The sequence below is a fragment of the Yeosuana aromativorans genome (assembly GCF_014646655.1).
GTDB lineage: Bacteria > Bacteroidota > Bacteroidia > Flavobacteriales > Flavobacteriaceae > Yeosuana > Yeosuana aromativorans.
In genome coordinates, this window is the sequence record NZ_BMNR01000002.1 from 288,610 (window position 1) to 313,461 (window position 24,852).

General features: G+C 35.9%; 19 protein-coding genes. 7 read left to right on the forward strand and 12 right to left on the reverse strand.

The features are described from left to right. Positions 1 to 24 precede the first annotated feature (24 nt). The gene (locus IEW94_RS04575) at positions 25 to 2,130 is read left to right on the forward strand and encodes a DUF349 domain-containing protein (RefSeq protein ID WP_188650482.1); all 2,106 of its coding nucleotides are present in this window, start codon (positions 25 to 27) and stop codon (positions 2,128 to 2,130) included. 296 nt (positions 2,131 to 2,426) lie between these two features. Further along, entirely contained in the window at positions 2,427 to 3,230 is an 804-nt protein-coding gene (locus IEW94_RS04580) for a Cof-type HAD-IIB family hydrolase (protein WP_188650484.1), read from the forward strand. On the opposite strand, the gene IEW94_RS04585 is transcribed toward IEW94_RS04580, so the two are convergent. The 7 genes from IEW94_RS04585 to IEW94_RS04615 all read right to left on the reverse strand — a co-directional run bounded on the left by IEW94_RS04585 (position 3,231) and on the right by IEW94_RS04615 (position 15,263). Next, entirely contained in the window at positions 3,231 to 6,542 is a 3,312-nt protein-coding gene (locus IEW94_RS04585; RefSeq protein WP_188650487.1) for an FIDD domain-containing protein, read from the reverse strand. It abuts the gene before it with no gap. Positions 6,543 to 6,699: 157 nt separating this feature from the next. Then, entirely contained in the window at positions 6,700 to 7,473 is a 774-nt protein-coding gene (gene mazG, locus IEW94_RS04590) for a nucleoside triphosphate pyrophosphohydrolase (protein WP_188650488.1), read from the reverse strand. 105 nt (positions 7,474 to 7,578) lie between these two features. Further along, positions 7,579 to 9,843, reverse strand: a complete 2,265-nt coding sequence (locus IEW94_RS04595; protein WP_188650490.1) for an aconitate hydratase — start codon at positions 9,841 to 9,843, stop codon at positions 7,579 to 7,581. Positions 9,844 to 10,042: 199 nt separating this feature from the next. Further along, on the reverse strand, positions 10,043 to 10,996 hold the full coding sequence (locus tag IEW94_RS04600; RefSeq protein ID WP_188650492.1) for an AAA family ATPase: 954 nt from the start codon (positions 10,994 to 10,996) through the stop codon (positions 10,043 to 10,045). Between the two features lie 3 nt (positions 10,997 to 10,999). Beyond that, positions 11,000 to 12,487, reverse strand: coding sequence for a peptidylprolyl isomerase (locus IEW94_RS04605; RefSeq protein ID WP_188650494.1), 1,488 nt, complete (start codon positions 12,485 to 12,487; stop codon positions 11,000 to 11,002). Further along, a complete protein-coding gene (locus IEW94_RS04610) occupies positions 12,450 to 13,304 on the reverse strand; it encodes a peptidyl-prolyl cis-trans isomerase (RefSeq protein ID WP_229669448.1) in 855 nt (284 codons plus the stop codon). Before IEW94_RS04610 ends, IEW94_RS04605 begins: the two co-directional genes overlap by 38 nt. After that, complete coding sequence (locus tag IEW94_RS04615; RefSeq protein WP_188650496.1) at positions 13,305 to 15,263, reverse strand: peptidylprolyl isomerase; 1,959 nt, start codon at positions 15,261 to 15,263, stop codon at positions 13,305 to 13,307. It lies immediately after the preceding gene. A 127-nt stretch (positions 15,264 to 15,390) separates the two neighbouring features. Here IEW94_RS04615 and IEW94_RS04620 point away from each other — a divergent pair, with 127 nt between their 5' ends. The 5 genes from IEW94_RS04620 (at position 15,391) to IEW94_RS04640 (ending at position 20,104) form a co-directional block, all read left to right on the forward strand. After that, positions 15,391 to 15,633: a hypothetical protein gene (locus IEW94_RS04620; protein ID WP_188650498.1), complete on the forward strand. Its 243-nt coding sequence runs from the start codon at positions 15,391 to 15,393 to the stop codon at positions 15,631 to 15,633. A gap of 61 nt (positions 15,634 to 15,694) precedes the next feature. Further along, positions 15,695 to 17,473, forward strand: a complete 1,779-nt coding sequence (locus IEW94_RS04625; RefSeq protein ID WP_188650500.1) for a glycoside hydrolase family 9 protein — start codon at positions 15,695 to 15,697, stop codon at positions 17,471 to 17,473. Continuing rightward, positions 17,466 to 18,188, forward strand: a complete 723-nt coding sequence (locus IEW94_RS04630) for a polysaccharide deacetylase family protein (RefSeq protein ID WP_188650502.1) — start codon at positions 17,466 to 17,468, stop codon at positions 18,186 to 18,188. Before IEW94_RS04625 ends, IEW94_RS04630 begins: the two co-directional genes overlap by 8 nt. Before the next feature lie 334 nt (positions 18,189 to 18,522). Further along, on the forward strand, positions 18,523 to 19,179 hold the full coding sequence (locus IEW94_RS04635) for a 3-keto-disaccharide hydrolase (protein ID WP_229669449.1): 657 nt from the start codon (positions 18,523 to 18,525) through the stop codon (positions 19,177 to 19,179). Positions 19,180 to 19,234: 55 nt separating this feature from the next. Further along, positions 19,235 to 20,104, forward strand: a complete 870-nt coding sequence (locus IEW94_RS04640; protein WP_188650504.1) for a cation diffusion facilitator family transporter — start codon at positions 19,235 to 19,237, stop codon at positions 20,102 to 20,104. A gap of 62 nt (positions 20,105 to 20,166) precedes the next feature. Here the strand turns inward: IEW94_RS04640 and guaB are convergent, their stop codons facing one another. The 5 genes from guaB to IEW94_RS04665 form a co-directional block, all read right to left on the reverse strand. Next, positions 20,167 to 21,639, reverse strand: a complete 1,473-nt coding sequence (guaB, locus tag IEW94_RS04645; protein ID WP_188650506.1) for an IMP dehydrogenase — start codon at positions 21,637 to 21,639, stop codon at positions 20,167 to 20,169. A 67-nt stretch (positions 21,640 to 21,706) separates the two neighbouring features. Further along, positions 21,707 to 22,417 (reverse strand): Insecticidal toxin complex protein, encoded by a 711-nt coding sequence (locus tag IEW94_RS04650; RefSeq protein WP_188650508.1) that lies wholly within the window; start codon positions 22,415 to 22,417, stop codon positions 21,707 to 21,709. Positions 22,418 to 22,442: 25 nt separating this feature from the next. Beyond that, on the reverse strand, positions 22,443 to 22,937 hold the full coding sequence (locus IEW94_RS04655; protein WP_188650510.1) for an Aq_1264-related membrane protein: 495 nt from the start codon (positions 22,935 to 22,937) through the stop codon (positions 22,443 to 22,445). Beyond that, complete coding sequence (locus IEW94_RS04660) at positions 22,938 to 23,465, reverse strand: FMN-binding protein (protein ID WP_188650512.1); 528 nt, start codon at positions 23,463 to 23,465, stop codon at positions 22,938 to 22,940. A 128-nt stretch (positions 23,466 to 23,593) separates the two neighbouring features. Beyond that, a complete protein-coding gene (locus IEW94_RS04665) occupies positions 23,594 to 24,772 on the reverse strand; it encodes a putative porin (protein ID WP_188650514.1) in 1,179 nt (392 codons plus the stop codon). Positions 24,773 to 24,852: the final 80 nt, after the last annotated feature.

Genomic DNA, 24,852 nt, shown 5'->3' on the forward strand with positions numbered 1-24,852 from the left:
TAAAGAACCTAAAACATTTATAAAATGTCAGAGCTAGATAACCTGCAAGAAGCAGATGGAACAAAAGAAACTAAAGCATCAACCAGTAAGGTCAAGAAACAGGTAATTGCTAATGAGCCATCATTAGAAAACACTGCTGAAAAACCTGTTAATGAAATAGACGAAAAGACTGTTGAGGAACCTAAGGCAGATGCAAAAAAAACAGAAGACAAGACGACAGCATCTTCAAAAGATAAGGATATAACAGATACGCCTAGTGACACTTCTGTTGTTTCAACGGAAACTACTAAAACAATTGAGTCCAAGAAAGATCAATCTGATAAGCAAGATGATAACGATGAAGTCATGAATGAGATTGACGACTCCAATGCTGAGGACGCAGAAGATGAAGGTCATAAAGATAGACACACCATAGCATTTAAGGACTATGACACCATGTCGCTGGATGCGCTTACAATTGAGTTGGAAAAACTGGTTAAAAACGAAAAAGTACAAGCAATAAAAAACCACGTTAACCAAATTAACAGTGAGTTCAAAACCAAATTCAATGCGCTATTAGAAGAGAAAAAAGAAGAGTTTTTATCAGATGGCGGCAATGAAATTGATTTTTATTATTCAAGTCCGGTACAGAAACGTTTTAAAACCGTTTACAAGGAGTACAAGACCAAACTTCACGAGCATTACAAAAGCATTGAGCAAAATCTTAAGCAAAATCTAGCAGACAAGCTTGAAATTATTGAGGAGTTGAAAGGTTTGATTAATGTTGAGGAAAACATAAACACAACCTACAAACACTTTAAAGACCTACAGGAACGCTGGAGAAATACTGGCCCTATTCCAAGAGATAAATACAATAATGCATGGAACAGTTACCATCACCATGTTGAAATGTTTTATGACTTTTTGCATCTCAACAGGGATTTAAGGGATTTGGATTTCAAGCATAATTTAGAAAAGAAATTAAAAATCATTGAGCGAGCCGAAGAATTGGCCAAAGACGACAATGTAACAAGAGCTTTCAGGGAATTGCAAGAACTCCACAAAATGTGGAAAGAAGAGCTTGGTCCGGTTGCCAGAGAGCATAGAGAAGAGATTTGGGAACGCTTTAAAGCATCTACAAAAATCATCAATGAAAAGCGTCAGAAATACTTTAGTGAAATAGATAAGGTTTATGAAAAAAACCTTGAAAAGAAACTGGAAATTGTTTCAAAAATTGAAGCTATTGGTCAAGAAGACACCAATACACATAGCACTTGGCAAAAGAAAATCAAAGAAGTAGAAACATTAAGAGAAGCATTTTTTAATGCGGGAAAAGTGCCTTTAAAAGACAACGAAGAAACGTGGTCTAAATTTAAGGATGCCGTAAGAACATTCAACAAAAAGAAAAATGCGTTTTACAAAGGTCTCAAAAAAGAACAGTACAAAAATCTTCAAAAAAAGCTAGAGCTTATCCAAATTGCTGAAGACAATAAAGACAATGAAGATATTCCAACCACGATAGCCTTAATGAAAAAGATACAAAGTGATTGGAAAAAAATTGGCCATGTTCCCAGAAAGGACAGTGATAAAATATGGAAACAATTCAAAACAGCCTGTAATCATTTTTTTGATAAACTCCACGCCTCTAAAAATGCAGCTAACAAAGTTGAAATTGAAGCGTTTAACAAGAAAAATGAATTGTTAGAATCCATTAAGGACCTAAAATTGTCTGGCGATAAAGACAAAGACCTGCCCGTGATAAATGACTTGATCTCCAACTGGAAAAGCATTGGGAGAGTTCCAAATGATAAGCGCTATATAGAAAGTAAGTTCAATAAGGGACTAGATGAACTGTTCTCAAAATTAAAAATGAACAGAAACGAAATTGAGCTTATAAAATTTGAGAATAAACTGGAGATCTTAAGTAATGAAGATGACAACCAAAATCTTGATAATGAACGGTCTTTTATTCGCAAAAAAATAGATGAAGTCAAGAGCCAAATCAATCAGTTAGAAAACAATCTGCAGTTTTTTACCAATGTTGATGATGATAACCCGTTGGTCAAAGAAGTTCATAACAACATCAAAAGCCACAAGGAATCATTAAAACTTTGGAAAACAAAACTCAGCAAAATAAAGGAACTCTACTAATCCATTGAAAAAACTAAATCCTACTTGTATGGTCTATGAAACATAACAAGTAGGATTTTAGCCCCTAACTAACTTATTGTTCATTTCCAAAAAAGGAAAGAAAATGATGTGATCTTAATATAAGAAGTATTGTATTGCTATTAACCGGTTTATAAAGAACCATCATCAATTTATATACGAACAAAAACCTATTTTGGATTATTTTGAATAAAACAACTGACAATTACTATTACTTATTCATTTTAATACAAGGTATTCTTTCTTACTTTTGCGACCAGGTTTATTAAAAACAAAATATGAATTTGAGCTTAATTTGTAGTGATATAGATGGTACCTTACTCAATAAGGACCGGGAATTATCGCTGTCAACCATAAAAGAAATTAACCGTCTGTCACACATTCCTTTTATCTTAATTTCTTCAAGAATGCCAAAAGCTATGCGGCATTTACAAGAAAAAATAGGTAATACAAACACGCCAATAATTGCATACAATGGGGGTTTGATTTTAGATAATAATGCGGTTATTGAAAGTACAGTTATCAAGAACAGTGTTTTAGAATCTACAATAGAGACATGTGTTGGAACCAGTATTCATTTAAGTTTATACCATCATGATGAATGGTACGTACCATCGTTGGATTATTGGGCGAATAGGGAAATTTACAACACAAAGGTAGAACCTATTGTGAGATCCAACCATGAGGTTTTAAAAGCTTGGAAGCAAGAAGGAAAAGAGGCCCATAAAATTATGTGCATGGGAGAAGAACATGAGATTGATGTTTTATATGAATTTCTTGAAGGAAACCATTCAAATGAGATAATTCTATATAGGTCAAAACCTACCTATATAGAAATTTCACATCGTTCCATATCGAAAAAAACAGCTATAGAAACATTAATAAACCACTGTTATCCAGATATAACAATTGATAATGTTGTCGCTTTTGGCGACAATTATAATGACATTGAAATGCTTAAAGCCGTAGGATTGGGAATTGCGGTTGCAAACGCCAACGACCATGTTTTGAAAATAGCAAAACAGATAACGGATACCAATAAAAATGATGGGGTTGCTAAAGCGTTGAGTGACCTGTTTTGATTACCTCACCAAGCTAAAATGCCCCCTAAACAATCGCACTTCGCCAGTCATTTTAACCAGTTGAGCTACAAACCAATAATCTGACGCAGCTAATTTTTGACCATTAAACGTACCATCCCAAGCTCCATTCTTTGCATTCAACTGTTTGATTAATTTTCCATACCTATCATAGATACTAACAACAGACGTATTGGCATAATCAGAACCCAGTCCTTTTATCTGCCAGGTATCATTACTGCCATCATTATTAGGTGTGAAAAATTTTGGGAATCCAAGGATAAAAACTTGCAATTCAGCTATTCCACATAGATTTTTATCTTTAACATAAATCATATGGCTTCCGGCTCCTACTCTATCAAAATAAGGTTGATCTTGATAGGGCCCATTGATGTTATCCAAAGCAAATTCATAATCTCCTATCCCAAGATTATTATTATCATTATTAATGGTAATGCTGTTGTTATTTGATAATTCCACAATGGTAACATCGTCTAGACCTATATTTGCAATGGCAGATTCTACCACAGTAAAAGACACAGGAAAGGACTCACAACCAAAACCAGAGGTGGCTACAACCGTATAATTTCCCCCAGAAACCACTTCAGCATACGGCAAATCACTAACAATTTGACCGTTATCATCTTCCCATTCATAGGTATAGCTACCATTAGGATTAAATGTAGTCAATGTAATAGGATTGTTATCCAAACAATAAATGGCGGAATTATCTACCTCAAATTCTGGTCTTGGGTGTACCGTTAACAGCAAATGAGGTCCCAATCCAAAACAAGTGCCATTGTCGTCACTTTCAACACGTACATACAGGATTTGTGAAAAACTTGTTTCGTTTATATATGCAGATTGATTTAAAATTTCATTTTGTTCCAGCTGGGCGTCACTTAAATTTCTAAAATAATGAACACTTAAATTTTGTCCCAAAGGAAACAGGGATATAAACGCATTAGAAGCTTGAGTTAAATCAAACTCATGAAATCCGTCTATTGTATCATCATCATCACAAGTATCCAGTTCCTCAACAAAACCATTGGGGATTTTTGTAGTGGACACCTGTAAATTAACTGTGGCAATCCGGTAGCAGCCATTTACATTTTCAACTCTTGCAAAAACGGTATTGCCTGAAGCGTTATTATATATACTACTAATAGCATTTATACCAGCGTCAGCATTGCTATATGTTGCATAGTAAGAGAATGTTAAACCCGCTGAATTATTATTGGAAAGGACATCATTGGCTTCATCTAAATTATAATCAGTAAAACCGTCTGGAACACCATCTTCATCACAGTTTTTAAACACGATACTGGATTGAATAACAGGAAGCTCGTTTACTTTAATATCCATTTGGGTATCTGTGTAACAAGCATTATGGCTGTTGTTTACAATCCTAACGTAAATGGTTTGGCCATTTTGTACAGTGTTAATAAAAGCTGATGGATTTGAAATTGGATCACTATAAGCTGCATCGGTGAAATATTCAAATGAAAAATCTGTAGCTGCCATTCCGTTTAAAAGTACAGTTTCGTTAGATGTTAAATCAAATGTGGTAAAACCATTGGTATCATCACCATCCAAAATGTCATCACACTCTTCCAGTACAGGTATTTCCGAAGCATTTAGTGGAACAACCGTTTCATCAATTATCACATTAACAGGTAACCGTATAGGGCTTTCGCATGTATTAATAGTCTGTGAGGCATAATAGGTTGCAGTAACCAATTGATCGGTTTGATTTAACGGGGTTCCTCCTGAAGCCAAATCATACCAAAGAACATTTGAACCTGTTATTTGTAAATCTGCAACCGTTGCATTATCAATATCACAAAAACGCTGTGTAGCATTTGCAGTGCTGGGGATTGGCGTTTTCTGAACCGTAAGTGTAACGGCCGTTTTACTTGCTGTTGTACAGCCGTTTGATGTAGCATCCACATAATAGGTGGTTGTGTTTGTCAAAGATGGTGTGGTGAATGAATTTCCCGTTGAAACCAAATTTCCTCCTGTCAAGCTATCATACCAATTAACTACACCTGCAGATGCTGTTGCAGATAAGGTAGCTGAACCTGATTCACAAACCAGATTTTCAGTTATTGATAGGATTGTTGGAATAGTATTGATTGTAGCGACAACTGGTGTCCTATAACCGTCTGTGCAACCATTAGCTGACGGCAGCGCATAGTAAGTTGTTGTTGATTTTAAATTGGGCGTTATATAGCTTGAACCACTTCCAACTTGGTTACCACCAGTAGGAGCATCAAACCACAGAACTGTTCCATATAATGACGTTGCTTGTAAAGTAACTGAACCAGGACCACATCTCGTTGCATCTGTGTAATCATCAATAGTATTTACATAAATTTGTGTACTAGCTGAAATATTTAGAACTGGATCACCAGGCATACCCCCATATTCAACAATATATCCCTTTGGCTGGTAATCACCAGAAGTAGCCCCAGTATTAGATAAATCGTTCCAAGAGCCTGGAATTCCAACTCCAGGTGCTGTAACATGTGCATAATCTTCATCACCTGCTTGATTTGGTTCAAAATTATTTGTATTCCAAAATGAAAAAGCATTATTTGGAGCATAGCCGTTTGTTCCTGTACCAATCCAAAAAATATCTCCATTTTCAGGACCCGTTACCCATTTCCATGTTCCTTCTGTTTGTGCATCACTCCCCCCTATCCAACCAGCTCCAGCTGCCTGTTCACCAGACAATTGTGCTTCTTCTGGTGATGTTATAGTAGCCAAATAACCTTGCAAGCCGAAATAGGTTCTAATCTCTGCTGCTGCTTTAGCGGCAGTCCAAGTAATTCCTAATGCTGGCACATATTGATAATAATGGCCAGTTGTTGGTAAATAATTAGCGTCTCCTATGGTAAAAGAAAACGACTTATCAGTAGGATTTGGGTTAGTGCTTTTAAAAATAACATCTTTTACTGCCGCGATTAAATCAACATATTGAGCTTGAGCCCCACCTAATCCTTTCAAGGTTAACTTTCCTTCTATTGAACTCCAAGATGTTGTAATGTTTGGATGATTTCCTGTTAAGGTCAATACATCATATCCTAAATCATATCCTGTTGATATTTGGATATAAACAGCCGCTATTGAAGTATCATCAGGATCAACAATATCAAAATCGGTTACCACATTGATTTGGCTTAACGGACAGTACATTTTATTTCCTGTGGCAGTTAATACCGGTGGTTCATTACTTGTTTGAGCCTTTGTATTATTACATAAAATAAGTCCTGCAATAATAAGCGTCAGAAATATAAATTTTTTGCCTAACATTAAATATTCAAGAAAATGGAATTTTGCTAAAATTAGTTATTTAAACTATCACTAAGATTAATTCTGCATAACAATCAAAAATAGTCGATGAAATAGTATTTATAGGTTATTATAGTATTTATTTAAGGGCTTATATGTCTTTTAATAGAAGAGAATATTAAATCTTTTTGGCTTCTTCCCAAAACACATCCATTTCAGCTAAAGTCATCTCTTTTAAAGGCTTTTTTATTGCTTGTGCTTTTTCTTCTAGGTATTGAAAGCGTTTTGAAAATTTTTTATTGGTTCGTTCCAGAGCATTTTCTGGATTTATTTTTAAAAACCTAGCATAGTTTACCATTGAAAACAACACATCTCCAAACTCGCTTTCCATGGCATCCTTATTACCTTTATCTACTTCTGCCTTAAACTCATTGAGTTCCTCAACGACTTTCTCCCAGACCTGATTGGGCTCTTCCCAATCAAAACCAATTCCTGCTACCTTCTCTTGAATTCTATTGGCTTTTACCAGAGCAGGCAAACTGTTGGGAACACCTTCCAATACACTTTTTTTACCTTCCTTTAGCTTTAAATTTTCCCAATTGCGCTTGACATCGTCTTCATTTTCAACCTTAACGTCTCCATAGATATGTGGATGTCTGCTAATTAATTTTTCACAAATACCATTACACACATCAGCAATATCAAAATCGTTGGTCTCACTTCCTATTTTTGAATAGAAAACAATGTGCAACAAAACATCGCCCAATTCCTTTTTAACTTCTTCTAAATCATTATCCAAAATAGCATCACCTAGCTCATATGTTTCTTCTATAGTTAAATGTCTCAAGGTTTCCATGGTTTGCTTTTTATCCCACGGACATTGCGCACGCAAGTCATCCATAATGGTCAATAATCTATCAAAAGCTTTTAGTTGGTTGTCTCTGGAATTCATATTACGTGTTTTTGTAAAAATACAATTATAAAAGTTTTTATTGTTGCCCTTAAAACAAAAAATCCAGCCTGGAAGCTGGATTTTTTTAATATCTAAAATGACTATTTACGATGCATTTTGCTTTTTAATTAAATTTAAAGCAGACCCCTCATTATACCAAGCTATTTGTGCATCATTGTAAGTATGATTAAGCTTGATTAAATCTTTACTTCCATCTGCATGAATTGCTTCTAGGGTTAATGGTTTGTCTGGAGCAAATTCATTCAAATCAATAAAGTTAAACATATCGTCTTCTTGTATTAAATCATAATCATTTTCATTGGCGAAAGTTAAGGCCAACATACCTTGTTTTTTAAGGTTAGTTTCATGAATACGTGCAAATGATTTTACAATAACAGCTGCCACACCTAAATGTCTTGGTTCCATAGCGGCATGTTCTCTTGAAGACCCTTCTCCATAGTTATGGTCACCAACAACAATCGTTTTGATTCCTTTGGCTTTATACTGACGTTGTACATCAGGCACACCACCATATTCACCAGTTAATTGGTTTTTTACAAAATTTGTTTTTTGGTTGAATGCATTAACAGCTCCAATTAAACAGTTATTTGATATATTATCCAAATGACCGCGGAAACGCAACCAAGGTCCAGCCATGGAAATATGATCCGTAGTACATTTTCCAAAAGCTTTAATCAATAGTTTAGCACTTTCAATTTTTGATCCAATTGGTTCAAAAGGCTCCAATAATTGCAAACGTTCTGATGTTGGACTAACAGATACTTTTACACCACTACCATCTTCCATAGGTTTTACATAACCAGCGTCTTCAACAGCAAATCCAGTTGGTGGTAATTCAATTCCTTTTGGCTCGTCCAATTTAACTTCAACACCTTCTTCATTGATAAGCGTATCTGTCATAGGATTAAAATCCAATCGTCCCGAAATGGCGATTGCCGCAACCATCTCCGGTGATCCTACAAAGGCATGTGTATTTGGATTGCCATCTGCACGTTTTGAAAAGTTTCTGTTAAAAGAATGTACAATGGTATTTTTTTCATCACCTTTTACATCACTTCTATCCCATTGACCAATACATGGTCCACAAGCATTGGTAAATATCGTGGCATCCAAATCTTCAAAAATCTTTAGAATACCATCACGTTCTGCCGTATATCTAATTTGTTCAGACCCTGGATTGATTCCAAAGTCAGATTTTGGTTTTATTTTTTTGTCAACAGCTTGTTTAGCTATGGAAGAGGCACGCGTTAAATCTTCATAAGAAGAATTGGTACAAGACCCTATCAATCCCCAATCCACTTTAATAGGCCAACCATTAGCTCTTGCTTTTTCTCCAAGCTCACCAACAGGTGTTGCTAAATCTGGAGTAAAAGGACCATTTAGATGTGGTTTTAAAGTATCTAAATCCAATTCAATTACTTGATCGAAATATTGCTCAGGATTGGCATATACTTCTGGGTCGGCAGTTAAATACTCTTTTACTTTGTTTGCAGCATCTGCTACATCAGCTCTGTCTGTAGCGCGTAAATAACGCTCCATAGACTCATCATATCCAAAAGTTGATGTGGTAGCACCTATTTCTGCGCCCATATTACAAATGGTTCCTTTTCCTGTGCAGGACATGGATTTTGCTCCAGGTCCAAAATATTCAACAATAGCACCAGTTCCTCCTTTTACAGTAAGAATACCTGCTACTTTAAGAATCACATCCTTGGCTGATGTCCAACCATTAAGCTTTCCTATTAACTTAACCCCAATGAGTTTTGGAAATTTTAATTCCCAAGCCATCCCGGCCATTACATCAACTGCATCTGCTCCACCTACACCAATGGCCACCATACCTAATCCGCCGGCATTAACCGTATGAGAGTCTGTTCCAATCATCATACCGCCTGGAAACGCATAGTTTTCCAATACGACTTGATGAATAATTCCTGCTCCTGGTTTCCAAAATCCAATACCATATTTGTTTGATACTGAAGCAAGAAAATCAAAAACTTCATTGCTGGTTTCATTGGCGCGTTTCAAATCTAATGCAGCACCTTGTTTGGCTTGAATCAAATGATCACAATGTACTGTAGTTGGCACGGCTACCTTAGGTTTTCCTGCTTGCATAAATTGTAATAAAGCCATTTGGGCAGTAGCATCTTGACACGCAATCCTATCTGGTGCAAAATCAACATAATCCTTGCCTCTTACAAAGGCTTTTGTAGGACTTCCATCCCAAAGATGTGAATACAAAATCTTTTCAGAAAGGGTCAATGGTTTACCTACTATTTCACGAGCTTTATCAACGTGTTCAGCCATTTTGCTGTATACGCCCTTAATCATGTCGATGTCAAATGCCATAAGTTCTATTAAATTTATTTTGGTTTATAAAAAGTGTTGCAAATTTATGAAATTAATGCAAAGTTTTAAAAATAATAGACGTAATACGTCAATACTTTATATTAATTTATAATAAAACTATAATAAAATAGTATGATTGTATTTTTTTCATCTTTTTGAGAAAAAAATACCAATTTAGCAACCGTAATGATTTAGTTATTTAAAACAAACTCCTTATTATCTGGTCGTCGGTTATACCTTCAGCTTCTGCTTTGTAGTTTTTAATGATCCGATGCCTAAGAATGCTGCTTGCAACGGCTTGGACATCTTCAATGTCTGGAGAAAATTTACCGTGAATGGCCGCATGCGTTTTGGCAGCCAAAATTAAGTTTTGTGAAGCACGAGGACCAGCTCCCCAATCCAAATAGTTTTTAACCAAGTCACTCGCCGATTGACTGTTTGGTCTTGTTTTGCCTACCATGGATACCGCGTACTCAATGACGTTATCAGCAACAGGGATACGACGTATGAGATGTTGAAACTCTATAATATCATCTGCTGTAAACAATGCATTGACTTTTTGTTTATCATCAGTCGTTGTGGATTTGACCACCTGTACTTCTTCTTCAAATGAAGGGTAATCTAAATTTACAGCAAACATGAAGCGGTCTAATTGAGCTTCTGGCAGTGGATACGTGCCTTCTTGTTCTATTGGGTTTTGGGTGGCTAGCACAAAATAAGGCAAACTCAACTCATAATGATGGCCAGCAACAGTTACGGCGCGCTCTTGCATGGCTTCCAATAGAGCTGCTTGCGTTTTTGGTGGCGTTCTATTGATTTCGTCTGCTAAAATAATATTGGAAAAAATAGGACCTTTTACAAAATGGAAATGCCTGTTTTCATCTAAGATTTCACTTCCAAGGATATCACTGGGCATCAAATCTGGTGTAAATTGAATCCGTTTAAAATCCAGTCCAAGAGCCTGTGCAATAGTATTGACCATTAAGGTTTTTGCCAATCCGGGAACACCAATAAGCAAGGAATGACCACCAGAAAAAATAGAAATCAATATTTGATTTACAACATCATCTTGACCAACTATAATCTTGGCAATTTCAGTTTTTAAATCTTGATATTTTTTTACAAATTGTTTAATGGCAGCTACATCAGACATATATTATTTTTTTAACCAATTACTTGCAAAATCACAATCTTTATAGGCGTCCGCTATTTTTATATAGGTATCCATAATCTTATCATTTTGCCATTTTTCTATAGCTTTAAGTTTTTTCTCGTTAAGCGCCTGTTCTTTGATTTTCAAATAATCTCGGGCATAATCGGCTACGTGCTCATCTATTCTGTCTGTAACCATTAATATTTTAAACTTAACTTTTCCGGTCCTATCCGTTTCTGTTTGCACCAAACTAACTTCACCGTCTTTTAAGTTCTGAATTTGCGAATATAACTCTGGATCCATTTTTGTCAATTCAAAATTATAATCTTGGGTCTGTGGATTTATCAATTGTCCGCCGTCATTCCTTGTCTCTTTTTCATCACTTGATTCCCGTGCTGCATCTGCGAACGAAATATCACCATCAACAATACGCTGTCTTATTTTTTCAATACGCTCACGCGCTTCTTTGATGGCCTCATCAGACACTTTTGGAATCAACAAAATATGTCTTATATCATACTCTTGCCCTCTGATTTTTTCACAATAGATAATATGATATCCAAAATCGGTTTCAAACGGTTCTGATATTTCACCTTCTTGAAGTGAAAAAGCTACTTGCCTGAACTCCTTGACCATTCTTGGTTTTTTCCTGTCCAAAGTATATTTTCCACCTGTACTTATGGATGCCTTATCATCTGAATACAATACTACTTTTGAACGAAAACTGGCACCGTTTTCAAGTACATCGGCTTTAAATTGTTTTAACTGGTTGATAACGCGCTGCTTCTCTTCTTCGGTGACTTTTGGCTCTACAACAATTTGTGCCACCTTAAGTTCGGTTCCAAATGTAGGACGCTCGTCTTTTGGTATTTTATTGAAAAACTCCCTGACTTCCTCTGGTGTTACCTCAACATCCTCAACTATTTTAGCCTGCATTTTTCTGGCCAATTCATTGTTTTTGTTGATTTCAAACATTTCCTCTCTCAAGCTTTTTTCGTCTTCCTTATTATAAATCTCCAATAGCTTCTCCATGGAACCGTTGGTTGATTGCAAAAATTGCTCGATTTGATAATCTATATTTTGACGAATTTCTGCATCTGATACTGGCAAACTATCCTGTATTGCATGGTGAGCATATAATTTATCTTCCAGTAACTTACCAAACAATTGGCATCTTGGTATTTCTTTGGTATTTACACCTTGTGCTTGCAATTGAAGGTATGCCTTATCGATATCAGAATCCAAAATGATAAAATCGCCCACAACGGCGGCAACGCCATCAACTTTTACTGGTTTAAAGGTGTTTGTGGTATCTTTTACTTGAGGGGTTGCAATGGTTTTTACAGAGTCTATTGCCTTGATGGTGTCTTTTACTTCATCATTGATAATCTCTTGAGCTGATGTAACGTGAATTGCAAACAACGTTACGGTTAAAGCTAATATGTGTTTCAAATTAATTGTAAATTTCGAATTGATTGTTCTTAATGGCATCCTTTGTGATATCTTTTTCTAATTCTTTAATGAGTTCCAATTTTCTCTTATTGATAACAATTTGATCTATGGTTGGCTTAACGTATTCCAACGGTGCTGTATCGTTACGCAATAAGACATCATTTATCTGCATCAAATATACTCCTAATGAATCTTTGAGCTGTACAAAATTAGATTTTTTTAACAGTTCATTTTTGTTTTCAGCATTTATGACCGGAATTTTATTTATTACTTGGCTTACCTTGATCCAAATGGAGTCATTCAATGAATAGGATTTAAACTGAATGGATATGGAATCCAGTTGTTTTTTGTCCTCACTATTGAACCGTTTGAACTTTTGTTCTATGTTTTTAAAATCTATGATGTTTTGATTAACATGTATATAACGAAACTTGATAAGTTCTTCATTTAACTTAAACACATCCTTGTTGGCGTTGTAATATTCTTCTGCTTCTTCTTGGGTCACCGTGCTATCAATGTTTCTTTCTACCAATGCTTCAACATATGCTTTGGTATATAAATCATTTTTGTACTGCACAACCAGTTTATCAAACGCATCTTGTTGGCTTTGGCTTAAGTTTAATTTGGCACCATCAACCAGCAATTGTTGCGTTGCCCAACGCTTAATAAAGTTTTGAACCAACAGTGTACTGTCTTCCTTGGAAGTACCCTCGGTCACTAAATCTTTTATATCATCATAATATAGGTACGTATCATTTACTCGAGCCACACGAATCCTGTCGTCCGTTTCCTTAAAGAATTTACAGGACGTAACTGCTACTAACAGCAACAATATGATGTATAACCTAGATTTCACTTAATTCTTGTTGTTTAATTCTGACCTAACTTTATCCAGAACTTGTTGATTAATGGACACATTATATTTATGGCGTAGATCGTCAATCCATTTATTTTCTTTATATGTTTGATAATCACTGATGATGGCTCCCTTGGCTTCATCAAAAGACTTCAACGTACTTGGAAAGATATCCTTTACTTGAACGATGACATAGGAGTCATTGTGTTTGTAAATTTTTGAAATTCCTTTTTTAAATTTAAAATGGGGAGGCAATGCCTGATTTTGAGCATCCATAACAGACATCGTAAAAATAACCTGCACTTTGCCGTTTGTATTAAACTTAGCTTTAATCGTGTCAAGATCGGTGCCTTTTTGTAATAATTTTGCAACGCTTTTTAAAACATCTTGGTCAGTTGATGATGCCACAACAGCATCAATTCTATCTGGCCAAACATAAGCGTCTTTATGAGCCTTATAATAATTTTCTATTTCCGTTGTATCAGTTTTAGAAGCATTCCATATTGTTGAATCCATAAGGTCAAATAACAATAGTCCATCACGGTATTCATTTACTATATTTGCAAAATCCTTGTTTTCAAATTCTAGATGGTCTTCTTGATATTGCATTAAGTTTTGAAACAAAAAATCGTGATACAGTTTTGAAATAAGGTCTTTAAATGATGATTTAGCTTGACCTGTTCTTTGGCTGTCAACCAAATAATCCCCAAAATCCTGAAATGTCAATTGCTTTTCGCCAATTGTAACCAACGGTTGCTTTTTCTCAAAATTGTTAGGAAGTTTCCAAGTTCTTTTAAAATAGTCATCATTTAAAATAGACTCAAAATAATCTAATACAGGTTGCTTATCTGTTATATGGTACTTCAATTTTAACTTGTCAAACAAGGCATCATCAATTAAATGAGACCTATCGTCACGTTTCACCTTCATTTCCAGTTCTGGTTTCATATCCAAAAAAGGTTGAACCGGTTTTTTATCATATAACTTGATGATATGCCAACCAAATTTTGATTGGACTGGTTTTGAAATGTCACCAATGTTTTTCAAACCAAATGCAGCCTCTTCAAATACTTGTGAACTTAATTGACCGGCCGAAAACGGCGAAAGCATCCCGCCTTTATTGGCAGAACTAGGATCTTCAGAAAACTGTTTGGCCAAAGCCTCAAAATCCTCACCTTGCTGTAATTTTTTATAAATGTCATTGATGCGTGTTTCTGCCGCATTGGAAATGGAATCACCTTGTTTATTGGCTACCATGATATGTGCAACGGTAACTTCTCCGCGGGATTTTCGCTTTTCATACACCTTTAAAATGTGATACCCAAAACGAGTCCTAAACGGCATTGAAATCTCACCAACTTTGGCGTTGTAAGCAGCACTTTCAAAAGGATATACCATTCTGAAGGCAGAAAAATAACCCAAATCCTCGCCAAAAATGGTTTGCCCGTTATGGACTTCCTTTCTTACCTTATCAAACCCTTCCTTGATTGCCCTGTCACGTAATTTCATGATGTTGTTGTAGGCCACCAAAGTATCTTGTGGACTGGCATTCTCTGGAAGCCTAACCAATATATGGCTCACTTTTACTTCATTTAAAATTCTGTCATAAGCTTCCTTGACCAAGGATTCCGTTATGGTTGTGTCGGTTACAAAATTTTGTGCGAGTTGTTTTTTATAGCTATCCAGCTCTCTTTTATAAGATGTTTTATTTTGAAGACCTAATGATTCTGCTTCTTTCAACTTAAGTTTATAATTAGTGAAAAGCGTTAAATACTCATCAATATTTTTTTGGGATTCATCTTGAACAAGATCCAAGTTTTTATTGTAAACCCTAATGAATTCTGAAGCATAAACTGGCTCGTCATCAATGGTAAAAAGAACATCTTTTGAATTGGATTGCGACTGAACTTTTGAAAACAGCAAAACCGCTGCTAAGAGCGTGACATGTCGTAAGGTCATTTAAGGATAAATTAAAACTATTGGTACAAAAATAGCAATATAAACCTATATTACAAGTTGTTTAACAAACGGATGTAAGTCATCTTTAGTATCTTTGTTTTTTTTAAAATTTTAAAGCCGATATCTCTTGCGTAAATTAAAACTCATTTGGGATTTTCGTGGTCCTGATGCCAGCAAAATTGCACAGCACCATGAAATCCATTTAAAACAATTTATTAAACTTGAAAAATCACCGGTCACCATTACTGGTGTTGAACATATAAACGACAACCATTCCACAGTGTTTTTGGTAGTTGATGAACAGCATATGATTGCTATACGAGATGCCTTAAAACCGCATAGGGGTGTTGTTTATAAAGATATTGTTTAGTCTTGCATTGTAGGCAATAGCAAATTCCCTATTTTTAAATACAATTAAATCATCATAAAATATGGTAAAAGGTTTTAAAATAACCATGCTCATCATCCTGTTTTGCATTTCTTGTATCGTGAAAGCAGAAGTTGATGTTGAAATTAGAGTCAATTTAGCTGGATATCTTCCAAACATGCCCAAAAAGGCTCTTATATTGAGCAAAGAAGCCTTGACAGCTCCCATTCTGCTTTTAAAAAACAAAAGTGGCGACCTATTAAAAACATATGCAGCCATCCCAAGCAAAGATCCTTGGCCGCCCTTTTCTTATTACTATATGGTTGATTTTACCGATTTAATTGACAAAGGAACGTATTACTTTGAACTTCAAAACACTGCGATTGTAAGCAAACCCTTCAATATTGGCTCATATCCTGCCTGGCAAGAGGATGTTATTGGTTTTATACGAACTCAACGCTGTGGATTTAATCCCCACATTAAAGCATATTGTCACCAAAAGGATGGTTTAAGCTTCTTTGGCATTAGACCAGACTCCACCCAAATCGATGCTACTGGAGGTTGGCATGATGCCGGCGATCAACTAAAATATCTTATCACTGGGAGCAACACAACAGCAAGAATGCTTATGGCCTATCAAATAAACCCTAAACACTTTAAGGACGAATTTAATGATAGGGGGCTAAAAGGTGCTAATGGGCTTCCCGATATTTTGGATGAAGCCAAATGGGGTCTTGAATGGATTTTAAAACTGCATCCCAAGCCCAATGAGTTGTACCATCAAGTTGCTGATGATAGGGATCACAGAGGTTTTAAGCTCCCAAACGAAGACAATGCAGATTACGGTTGGGGTCCCAACAGTTTTCGACCTGTTTATTTTGCCACGGGCAAGCCCCAAGGACTTTCCAAATACAAAAGCCAAGCAATGGGTGTTTCCAATATAGCAGGACGCTCATCTGCAACCCTCGCATTGGGATATGAGATTTTTAGTAACCTAAAAGGTTACGAAACATTTGCAAAAACCTGCTTAAAAGCGGCCAAGGAACTTTACAAAATGGGACAGGAAAAGGAAGGCTATCAACAAGGGAACAGTTTTGGAGCGCCTTACCGTTATGAGGAAAACACGTGGGCCGATGATATGGAATGGGCCGCTGCACAATTGTATAAGATTTCAAGAAAAAAGAACCTTCTTAAGGATGCACGTAACTATGCCACGATTATTGGAACATGGTCTTGGATGGAACGTGATACAACCAATCACTACGAAATGTATCCTTTTGTTAATATGGGGCATTATGCCCTATGGCAAGTGGGAAGTGACCAAGACAAAAAGCAGATGATTGCTTATTACAAGCATAACCTAGACCGTATCCAGAAGAAAGCAGATGAAAACCCATATGGTGTTGGACAACTGTTTGTGTGGTGTTCAAATAATCTTGCTGCTGCCGTAGCCACGCAATGCATGCTCTTTGAAGCCATGACCGGTTCTAAGGAATATCGGCCCCTAATGCAAGATCATGTCAATTGGTTATTAGGGCTCAATCCATGGGGTTCGAGTATGATAACTGGTATTCCAGAACATGCCGACACACCAACGGATGTGCATATGCCATTTTGGAGAATCAATAAAGACACAATTAAGGGGAGTTTGGTAGATGGCCCTATTTGGTCCACCATCCTTAAAAAAATGATTGCCATTGAACTCTCGGAACCAGATGAATATTTACAGCTACAACCAGAACATATCAAATATAGGGATGATTGGATGGATTATAGCACGAATGAACCCACCTTGGATGGCTCTGCGGAATTATTACTTATTTTGACCTATCTTAATGAATAAATATCTCCTCTTTCTGCTTATTCTTCCATTTAATATTATACAAGCCCAAGGTATTGTAGATGCACAAGGCGCCTTGGTTCGATCAGACACCCTTAAAAAGACTATTTATCTTTGCTTTAGTGGACACAACACATATGATGGCTTTCCACATGTTCTTCATGTATTGAAAAAACAGAACGTTAAGGCTTCGTTTTTTCTAACGGGTGACTTTATTCGTGAACAAACTGCTCTAACAAAACGCATCATAAACGCAGGACACTATGTTGGTGCGCATTCCAACAACCATCTTCTATATTGTGATTGGACAAAACGAGATAGCTTGCTTCAATCGCCTAATACCATAAAACAAGATATCTCAAAAAATATTAGTGCCCTGAAAACCTTTGGTGTAACTCCCCGATATTTTATGCCACCCTACGAGTGGTACAACAAAAAAGTTGTGGCTCTTGCAAAAGAACTAAACCAAATAACCATTAATTTTTCAACTGGCACACTATCCAATGCTGATTACACCACCCCAGATATGCCCAATTATCGCTCTAGTAAAACCATTTTAAAAAGTATCTTCAACTATGAAAAAAACCATGGCATGAATGGTTTTCATCTGCTTATCCATCCTGGCACAAGTCCATTACGAAAGGACAAACTATACCTGTGTCTTAATAGTCTCATCACCAAGCTAAAGAAAAGAGGTTATCAATTTAAACGTTTCTGATGGTCGTTGACCTAGAGTGAATCTTTATAAAGTTAAAGTGGACATTCACAGTAATTTTAGTAATTGGAACAACTGCTAACCTTTTAACACAACACCATAAAATTCATTTAAAAACAATTTATTAAACTTGAAAAATCACCGTCACCATCACAATGTCGATAATTTAAACGACAACCTTTACATTGCTTTTTTGGTTGTTGATGAACAGCATATGATTGCCATACGAGATGCTTTAAAAAAACATCGGGCTTAAAGTATATACCTATTAGTTTCTTATTGATTTTGCTTACTTTTATCCTCAACTAATAATCTTTACATGAATTTCCCTTTGAAAATGATGGTCTGTATTTTTTTAATACTTCCTCAGTTGATTGAAGCCCAATCAACTATTAACCTTTTTAACAAGAAAAATTTAGATGGCTGGTATGCTTACCAAGTAGAATCCGGTAAACACAAGCATGCTTCTGATCTTTTTAATGTTGAACATCATATAATTAGACTTTACGGCAAGAATGCAGGTTATTTAATGTCTGAGCAATCATTCAGTAATTTTAAATTGACCGTAACATTTAGATGGAATATTGACCCTTCAGTTATTAGAAAAAGTGATAAAAAAAATAGCGGTGTGATGTATTTGGTTCCGTTTGAAGCACCAGATATGTTATGGCCCAAAGGCATACAGTTCCAAATTAAGGAAGGTGCAACCGGAGATTTTATTTTGCTTCAAGATACTACCTTAAAAATCAACGGGACCAGGACTGAGCCTGGCAGAAGTGTTGTTTCCAAACGTTTTGAAGATGCAAGCAAACCCATTGGAAAATGGAACACTATGGTCGTTACGGTTAGCAATGGAATTGTTACGCAAGAGTTAAATGGCAAATTGGTTAACAAAGGAGTTGAACCTTCAATTACTGAAGGTAGAATTTTATTGCAGTATGAAGGGTATCCAATTGACTTTAAAAAAGTCGTTGTAAGACGACTAAAACCCTAAAGGAACTTGTTGAATTTTTATTTCGTAAAAAAATATAAACCTTTGCTTAACAAAAATGAGTAACGAACAAACTGCCATACGAACCACTTATTTCAGCATCATAGGAAATACCTGTTTGGCAATTATTAAAGGTATGGCGGGTTTCTTTGGTAATTCTTATGCCCTCATTGCAGATGCCATTGAATCAACTACCGATATTTTTGCATCACTCATAGTTTTATTGGGATTTAAATATGCCAAACGGCCGGCTGATGAAAACCATCCTTACGGTCACGGTAGAATTGAGCCCTTGATAACATTTTTGGTTGTTGCGTTTCTTGTCACTTCTGCTACAATTATTGCTTATGAAAGCATTTTAAACATTCAAACACCACACAAAACACCAAAACCTTGGACATTACTTGTTTTAGGCTGTATCATTTTGTGGAAAGAAATTTCGTTTCGTATTGTAATCAAAAAAAGCAAGGAAACCAATAGCTCCTCACTTAAAGCCGATGCTTGGCATCATAGAAGTGATGCTATTACGTCTGTCATGGCATTTATTGGAATTTCAATAGCAATAGCATTTGGAAAAGGCTATGAAAACGCTGATGATTGGGCGGCCTTGTTTGCCTCAGGATTTATTTTGTACAACAGCTATTTGATTTTTAGACCTGCTTTGGGTGAGATTATGGATGAGCACTTATATGATGATCTTTTAGAAGATATTCGCAAAGAATCTATTGAAGTTAATGGCATATTAGGGACTGAAAAATGCTTTATCCGAAAGGCAGGAATGAAATATCACGTAGACTTACACGCCATTGTTGATGGTGAAATTCCAGTAAAAGAAGGACACGAGATTGCCCATAGGTTAAAAGACCATTTGAGATCTGAAATATCCAATTTAGGACATGTTCTGATTCATATTGAACCAAATGAATAAAATCAGTTGTAGTAAAAACAACTTTATAACAAAATGGTTTTTATCACTTCAGAATACCAAAACTATCTAGAATAATTAGGAGACTCATTGGTAATGGTCACATCATGCGGATGGCTTTCATTAATTCCGCTAGCGGTTATTTTTATAAAGCGTCCGTTTTCCTTTAAGGTTGCAATGTCTTTGGCGCCACAATAACCCATACCGGCACGAAGCCCACCAATAAACTGATGAATGCTTTCGTATAAATCACCTTTATACGGTACACGTCCTACAATTCCCTCTGGAACCAATTTTTTAATATCATCTTCTACATCCTGAAAATAACGATCTTTACTGCCTTGTTTCATAGCTTCCACAGAACCCATACCACGATAGGATTTAAATTTTCGACCTTCATAAATAATGGTTTCTCCCGGTGATTCTTTGGTTCCTGCCAATAATGATCCTAACATAACACTATCGGCTCCGGCAGCTATAGCTTTAGGAATATCGCCCGTGTAACGAATACCTCCATCGGCAATTACAGGAACACCCGTACCTTTAATAGCTGCAGCAACTTCCAATACAGCTGAAAACTGAGGAAATCCAACACCTGCAATAACACGTGTAGTACAGATAGAGCCTGGACCAATACCCACTTTTACAGCATCGGCTCCAGCTTCAACTAAATATTTGGCCGCATCAGCAGTGGCTATGTTCCCTACAATAACTTCAAGTTGCGGAAATTTTGATTTGATTTCTTTTAAAACCGATACTACACCCTTGGTATGACCATGAGCTGTATCAATAACCACAGCATCAACACCTGCATGTACCAATGCTTCAGCACGTTCTACTGCATCAGCTGTAACACCAATAGCCGCCGCCACACGTAACCGACCATATTCATCTTTGTTGGCATTAGGCTTTTGACTTAGTTTTGTAATATCCCTAAATGTTATCAAGCCCGATAGTTTGTAATTATCATCAACAATGAGCAGTTTTTCAATTTTATGCTGTTGGAGAATAATCTCGGCATCTTTTAAAGACGTCCCTACGGCGGCTGTTACCAAGTTTTTGCTTGTCATTACCTCAACAATAGGGCGTTTCTTATCATGTTCAAAACGTAAATCACGGTTGGTAACAATTCCCTTTAATGTTCCATCTTCATCAATAATCGGAATTCCACCAATACTGTGCTCTGCCATATTTTGCTTTGCATCTTTAACAGTAGCTGTTAATGGTAAGGTAACAGGGTCGATGATCATACCGCTTTCAGCCCGTTTTACTTTTCTAACTTTTAAAGCCTGAGCTTCAATAGTCATGTTTTTGTGCAGCACACCAATACCACCCTCTTGTGCCATGGCAATAGCCATTTTGCTTTCGGTAACCGTATCCATAGCAGCCGAAATAATCGGTACATTAATGGTAATGTTTCTTGTAAATTTTGTTTGGATATTGACTTCGCGCGGAAGAACTTCTGAAAATGCTGGGACTAATAGTACGTCATCGTAGGTTAATCCTTCTCCTAAGATTTTATTTTGATGTGCGGTCATGATGCAATTACGTTATAATTGCGTGCAAAAATACGCATTTTTTTCATTTGGATTAAAATGAAACCTGTTAATCTTTATATAAGACTTTACAATAATCCCTAAGTGGCCCTGTAGCATAATTATAGCGGTCTTTTGGATTGGATATATCACCTTTGAAACGAATTGCTTTTGGAACTGCCAAACCATACAAAAACTTACCTTTTGCCATGTGCTCAATGGTTTTTAAACTTTTCGAATCAATCGTTTTGTACAAACTATCCAACCATATATATTGTTCCTTATAAGACATTTTTTGGTCCCATTGAATTGCAGAATCCCCTTTTAATACGTTTTTTGAGTTAAATAGCTCCTTCAATTCCTTAAATGCATTGTTAAAAACCGCTTGACTACCTTCATTGGCATACACAACAATTTTTTTATGAATGAATAATGCACAGGGAAAGGTTTCGAGCAAACGCATTTTTTTGGAAATAAAATGGGCCATTTCTATCCAAACAATTTCATGTCCTCGGCTATTTAATGTATCATATAACCACTCATAAAAATCTCTTCGCTCTTGTATTCTTCTGTATTCTTTAGGCAGATTATTAAGCAGGTTGTATATGTTGGCCTGTTGCCAAATCGCAGTATTATGGGTTCTATCTGTTTTAAGCCAATCAGATGGTGTTAGTATTTTGTGGTGTGTCGTGTTTTGATAAGCTTTTAAACTTTTCCATTCCTTAGCAGAAATGTTATTGGACAAACTAAAAAGAAATATAAAGGATATCCATTTCACCATTAGCTGCAATTACAATGTATTACTTTCAAATATATTGTTCTTTAAGCAATTGTTTTAAGATAATAATTACCGAAAGGGTAAATGACACTGTCATCAACAGTCCTGAAAACATGACGATGTATTTCATCCAAAGAAAACCTTTCCAGAGTAAGTATAAGCCTCCAAAGGTTAGAAATACTGAAAGCAATGGTTCAACCATTAAAAACAATTTGACTTTTTTAGGGAGTTGTGTGATGGACACCAAAAGACCCAACAAAAAGAAAATAACGGACATGGACAAGATATGATTATGAACCAGTGTCAACATTTCATTGTCACTTTTTTTAAAGCGCATAACTTCGGCATTTTCATCTTGTTCATTGCCCAAATATTGTTCTTCAATACCATGTGGATTTGCTGAAGATGTTTTCTCCACAAATAATAAGCCAGTATAAAAACCAATACTTAACACTATTATAAAAGCACCGATCAGTAGCTTAAGTTCTTTTGGCAATGTATATATGAGACCATTGAGTTGCATTTATAAGAGCTGTTTTGAATGTAGTATTTTAAGTGACTTCAATAAATTATTGATAGCTTCAGTAAAGGATTTAACAGAAATGGTTGCTCCAGATATTACCACAACATTATCACCATACCGCAAATCATCATCTTTGGTCTTACCTATAAATTGTTTGAGCCAACGTTTACTGCCTATTTCACCCCCATAGTCTTCTCGGTATACCAAAACTTTAGTCTTAATGATTACAAGTTTGGGGTCCAACAACACCAAATAGTCAAAATTATCGGTCTTACTAGGCGCTTTGGACACATAGGCATATCCTAACAAGCTGTTTTCTTTTTCAATTTTAAAAAAATGATCGCTTCCAAAGCTAGAAGGTAATGTTGCAGTTACTTCTACTGGAAAGTTTACTTCGGTAAATTCAAATTTTTCTATATGGAATGTTTCTGTAATTTCAGCATCCACTTTCTTTTGAATAGTTTTTGGAAGGCTAAAAGAAAGTAATGTTAATGATAAAATCAGAAAAAATAAATTTTTTAAACCCATTGAGTAAAAGTAAATTTTTAATTTTAAAATGTAATATCATTACAACCATTTTTTACTACATTCAATCTTAGCTTTTTTTAAATAGTTGAGATTGTAATGATATTACAAGTATTTATATTGGTGTGATTTTAAAACCAGACACCCAAGCCAAAGTTTAATTGGTTAGGAACCATAACAGAAGATGCATTGTCCTTAACTTGATAATCTGCCTTCACCACAGCTCCAGGAGCTATTTTGTAACTTAATCCTAAGGTCCAATCATTTCTGTCATATGCATTGTTTTTTACTAAACCTCCTTCTACACCAGCATGGGTATTATAATCTTCATACCGTGCAAAGGCAAAAAGTTGTTGTTGTTTTTCTATTGGCAGCAGATTATAGGCCGCTTCTAGATACCATCCTTGCAATTGACTGCCCAAGTTTGTTCCATTTAAATTATTATAAGCCTCTGTATCAGAAATACTTGCGTTAACAAACTGGCCTCTAGCTGTAAACCGTTGATAGGCGTAACGCGCATCAACGCCTATCATAGAAATACCAACATCAGCTCCAGTAATTGCATCCACATCATCTCCAGCTTGTGTACGGCCAAAATAGCCAGACAGTCCTAAACGCAAACCTGGTAAACCATAATAATCTAACTTGGCAGAAAATGTTGGCTTGTTTACGGTAGATTCAATCCCTTTTTGCCTACCTCCGCGTAAGCCATTACTTCCACCCAATAAACCTGAAGTAATGTTTCCATTTCCATCAGAATTTACCGATTTAAAACCATTAAATACATACGCTTGATATCCTAATGAAACTTCATTAAATCTACCGGATACTCCAAATCCTATTTCTCTCCAAGTAGAAGGTACAATACTTTTATCAACATTAGGCCTATCAACACCATTAAATGTTGTTGGTTCATGATATTCATTAATAATACCCATAGGCACTAACATTAAACCACCTCGCAAATTGATATGATCGTTTAGGCTATATTGTAAAAAGGCTTGTTCAACATAAACCTCTTCAACATGTTCTAACTCAACTTCTGTGACAAATTGTACTTTGTCATTAAATTTATATCCAAAAAGTAATACCATTCTATGAACATCCAAAGTACCATTATCGCCTTCGGGTTGGTTATATGTAATTTCTCCATATCCACCAACAGTGACACCACTGCTTACATTACCAGACAAAATCCGTTGCGCCGCATTTTGTTGACTTTGGGGATTGATTTGTAATGAATCTGGTGCTGTTTGTGCAAATGCAACTGCACTCATTAAAACTGTTAAAAATGTTGATAGTGTCTTCATGTGTTTTTATTTAGACTAATTATAAATAAGGTTAATTTTCGACAGCAAATATACAGCTGAAAATCATTTTAAACAAACTT

Bases quoted from the DNA above. Each gene is read 5' to 3' on its own strand.
- IEW94_RS04575 (WP_188650482.1), top strand. From the start codon at position 25: ATGTCAGAGCTAGATAACCTGCAAGAAGCAGATGGAACAAAAGAAACT.
- IEW94_RS04580 (WP_188650484.1), top strand. From the start codon at position 2,427: ATGAATTTGAGCTTAATTTGTAGTGATATAGATGGTACCTTACTCAAT.
- IEW94_RS04585 (WP_188650487.1), bottom strand. From the start codon at position 6,542: ATGTTAGGCAAAAAATTTATATTTCTGACGCTTATTATTGCAGGACTT.
- mazG (WP_188650488.1), bottom strand. From the start codon at position 7,473: ATGAATTCCAGAGACAACCAACTAAAAGCTTTTGATAGATTATTGACC.
- IEW94_RS04595 (WP_188650490.1), bottom strand. From the start codon at position 9,843: ATGGCATTTGACATCGACATGATTAAGGGCGTATACAGCAAAATGGCT.
- IEW94_RS04600 (WP_188650492.1), bottom strand. From the start codon at position 10,996: ATGTCTGATGTAGCTGCCATTAAACAATTTGTAAAAAAATATCAAGAT.
- IEW94_RS04605 (WP_188650494.1), bottom strand. From the start codon at position 12,487: ATGCCATTAAGAACAATCAATTCGAAATTTACAATTAATTTGAAACAC.
- IEW94_RS04615 (WP_188650496.1), bottom strand. From the start codon at position 15,263: ATGACCTTACGACATGTCACGCTCTTAGCAGCGGTTTTGCTGTTTTCA.
- IEW94_RS04625 (WP_188650500.1), top strand. From the start codon at position 15,695: ATGGTAAAAGGTTTTAAAATAACCATGCTCATCATCCTGTTTTGCATT.
- IEW94_RS04630 (WP_188650502.1), top strand. From the start codon at position 17,466: ATGAATAAATATCTCCTCTTTCTGCTTATTCTTCCATTTAATATTATA.
- IEW94_RS04635 (WP_229669449.1), top strand. From the start codon at position 18,523: ATGATGGTCTGTATTTTTTTAATACTTCCTCAGTTGATTGAAGCCCAA.
- IEW94_RS04640 (WP_188650504.1), top strand. From the start codon at position 19,235: ATGAGTAACGAACAAACTGCCATACGAACCACTTATTTCAGCATCATA.
- guaB (WP_188650506.1), bottom strand. From the start codon at position 21,639: ATGACCGCACATCAAAATAAAATCTTAGGAGAAGGATTAACCTACGAT.
- IEW94_RS04650 (WP_188650508.1), bottom strand. From the start codon at position 22,417: ATGGTGAAATGGATATCCTTTATATTTCTTTTTAGTTTGTCCAATAAC.
- IEW94_RS04655 (WP_188650510.1), bottom strand. From the start codon at position 22,937: ATGCAACTCAATGGTCTCATATATACATTGCCAAAAGAACTTAAGCTA.
- IEW94_RS04660 (WP_188650512.1), bottom strand. From the start codon at position 23,465: ATGGGTTTAAAAAATTTATTTTTTCTGATTTTATCATTAACATTACTT.
- IEW94_RS04665 (WP_188650514.1), bottom strand. From the start codon at position 24,772: ATGAAGACACTATCAACATTTTTAACAGTTTTAATGAGTGCAGTTGCA.